Genomic DNA, 2,904 nt, shown 5'->3' with positions numbered 1-2,904 from the left:
TTGCTTCATCCCGTGGGAGTAGTTTTCCACAAGCTCGTCCTGCCATTCGGTAAGTGAAAACAGCTCAAGAAACTTCCGCCTTTCATCCAGGGCCTCTTCTCTTTTCATGCCGTAAAGGTCCAGCATGAAATCGAGGAACTCGTTGCCGGTAAGCTTTTCGTAAATAAAGGGATTGTCCGGAATGAAGCCTATAACGCTTTTGGCTTTTTCGGGCTCTTTTTGTATATCGTGCCCGTCGATAAAAACCCTTCCGCTGGTTGGTATTAAAAGGCCGGCCAGCATCTTTATCGTCGTTGTTTTGCCCGCGCCGTTCGGCCCCAGAAAACCGAAACATTCCCCCGGCGCAACCTTTAAGTTTAGGCTTTTAACCGCCTCCACATTCCCGTAGTTTTTTCTCGCGTTCTCAAAAACAATCATCCGAACAATTTTATACCAATTGCCGGAAAAGTTGAATCACGCGGAGTACCGGGTGGTGGGTCGGTTTGAAATGCCCACCTTCCCCCCGACTTCTTACACAACGGGAAAGATTGGGAATGAAGATTATATCTGTCACTCTGATTATCTCCATGACGGAAAGAAGGTCAATTCCGTACTCCTAAGTAATATTCTAATGCCACGTCTCCCGGTTGAGGGGTATTGACATTTACTTTTGAATGATGTACAAATACTTTAGAATAAAATTCATTGGAATATGGAGTGCATATTCCAATAGATGCTATTATCGATGGGTGGGTTTTGGTTTGAGGCGGCTGGAGAAGAATTGTTGACACCATTATTGGACGTGATATGAAAAAAATCGTTTTCGCTCTTCTTTTATATGCGTTTTTATCCACAACGGCTGGAGCAACGCCCTCTTCCCTTATCAGAATCCCCTCCGTTGACGTACAGCCTTACGGGACGGTGCATCTTGGAATTGATATTAATACGGCAATGTACAAACCGAGAGGTGCGGATAGCACCGGCAATGCGAACGTGGCCGACGACTACGAGGAACCTACCGATTTCGGCCTTACATTCGGGATGCTGGATACCGGAATATTTCAAGTGGAATTCGGGTTTGACATCAGAGAACCCACCGATGAACCGGTGTATGTTAATTTCAAAGTGGCAATACCGGAGGGCGCAATTGCGAATCAGATGCCGGGCTTTGCGATTGGGGGTTACAGCTTTGGCACCGATGTGGATACGAACTACAACATATTCTACATAGAGACAGCAAAAACATTCTCTTTTATGGGGCGCTTTACCTTCGGTTATTTCGGTGGAAACACTGAACATCTAAGGAACATAAACGACGAAGCGGACCATCACGGAATGCTCTTCGGTTTCGACAGGAGACTGCCGGAAGTTAACGAAAGGCTGTGGTTCGGCATCGACTACCAACAGACTTTCAGCGAGTACGGGGCGTGGTCTTTAGGCGTTTCATGGGCGTTTTCGGAAAACGCCGCCCTGGTCATCGGATTCATCCGCTACAACGACGAAAGAATGAACAGAGACAAAATGACCTGGCAGATAGATTTCGACTTTTAGCTTGTCCCTTTTTCAAATACCGGCAAAGCCGGCCAATATTAATGCCCGATAAAAAAACTATCGAGATATTCTGCGACGGAAGTTGTCTTGGAAATCCCGGCCCGGGAGGCTGGGGAGCGATTATTCGTGACGAAAAAGGCGACAGGGAGATGTCGGGAGGAAAGAAAAACACCACCAACAATGTAATGGAACTCACCGCCCCCCTGGAATCGCTCAAAACGGTGGCGCCAAAATCCAGGATAAGAATCACAAGCGATTCCCAATACTTAACAAAGGGCATGACGGAATGGATAGATTCATGGATAAGAAATGGATGGAAGACCTCCGCAAAAAAACCCGTGAAAAACCGGAAACTGTGGGAAGAACTCCATTCGATTGCAGGCCGGTACGAAATTGAATGGATATGGATCAGGGGCCATGCCGGCCACCCGGAAAACGAACGTTGCGACGCGCTTGCACTGGCGGCGGCCGAAAAACAAAGATAACCGCGGCAAAAGAGTTCATCACGAATAGCCCATTTGGCAGCCTCTATCCGGACCCCCTTCTTTAATTTCCCGCCTAAGCGGAAGATAATACTTTAGGAATTATTAAGATGGCGCATCATGGCCGCTAAATGTGCTATCATCTCATGTTTATATGAGGAAAAACGGATGAGAATATACGAACTTGCCAAGAAAATAGGGGCGGAAAGTGCGGACATAATCGCCGAGCTCAAAACGATGGGTATAAAGGGCAAAACGGCCTCCTCCACGGTGGACGCAAAGGCGGTAACGGCCATTACCGGAAAACTCGCCGGAAAACCCGCCGGAAAACTCGATGCAAAGGCCAAAACCGCGCCGTCCAAGAAGACCGCAAAAACCAAAAAATCCGCCAAAACCGCCCCGACAGAGGCAAAGAAGAAGAAAGCAAAAGCGGCCCCTGCGGTAAAGGAAACGGTAAAGACTGAAAAAACCGAGACCGTCCCGGAAGAAAAGGAAAAGGAAAAAGAAAAAAAGATAGAAGAGCTCAAAAGGGCCGAAGAGGAAGAACGAAAGAAAAAGAAAGAAGAAGAGCTTAAAAAAGAGGAAGAAGAGGCAAAACAAAAGAAAAAGGAAGAACAGGAGCTTCAAAAGCTTATCGAAGAGGAAGATCGCGAAAAAAAGGAAGAAGAGGAAGATCGCGAAAAAAAGGAAGAGGAAAGTAAAAAGCTGGCAATTGACGACGCAATAACCGTAAAGGATTTTGCCGAAAATTTAAACGCCCCCGTAGCCGAAATCATCAAAAGGCTCTTCGTAAAGGGAACTGCCGTTACCGTTAACCAGATTCTGGGCGTAAAGCTGGCAACCGATCTTGCAAATGAGATGGGTTATACGGTAACGGTGCAAGAGGCCGTCC

Annotated in this window: 4 protein-coding genes; 3 read left to right on the top strand and 1 reads right to left on the bottom strand. The window is 47.0% G+C overall.

The window, feature by feature from the left end:
- Positions 1-417: ABC transporter ATP-binding protein (locus V3S16_RS01880; RefSeq protein ID WP_413882976.1), on the bottom strand; the 417-nt coding region annotated here is incomplete at its 3' end.
- Between the two features lie 369 nt (positions 418-786).
- On the opposite strand from V3S16_RS01880, the gene V3S16_RS01875 reads away from it, so the two are divergent.
- From V3S16_RS01875 to V3S16_RS01865, 3 genes are all read left to right on the top strand, one after another.
- Positions 787-1,530, top strand: coding sequence for a hypothetical protein (locus V3S16_RS01875; RefSeq protein WP_413882975.1), 744 nt, complete (start codon positions 787-789; stop codon positions 1,528-1,530).
- 41 nt (positions 1,531-1,571) lie between these two features.
- A complete protein-coding gene (gene rnhA / locus V3S16_RS01870) occupies positions 1,572-2,015 on the top strand; it encodes a ribonuclease HI (RefSeq protein WP_413882974.1) in 444 nt (147 codons plus the stop codon).
- 165 nt (positions 2,016-2,180) lie between these two features.
- Positions 2,181-2,904 (top strand): translation initiation factor IF-2 N-terminal domain-containing protein (locus tag V3S16_RS01865; RefSeq protein WP_413882973.1); only part of this gene is annotated, 724 nt, incomplete at its 3' end.

Source organism: Candidatus Desulfatibia sp., assembly GCF_036446775.1.
Taxonomy (GTDB): domain Bacteria; phylum Desulfobacterota; class Desulfobacteria; order Desulfobacterales; family UBA11574; genus Desulfatibia_A.
Note: the sequence above shows the minus strand (reverse complement) of the source record. Positions and strands in the feature narration are given on the sequence as shown.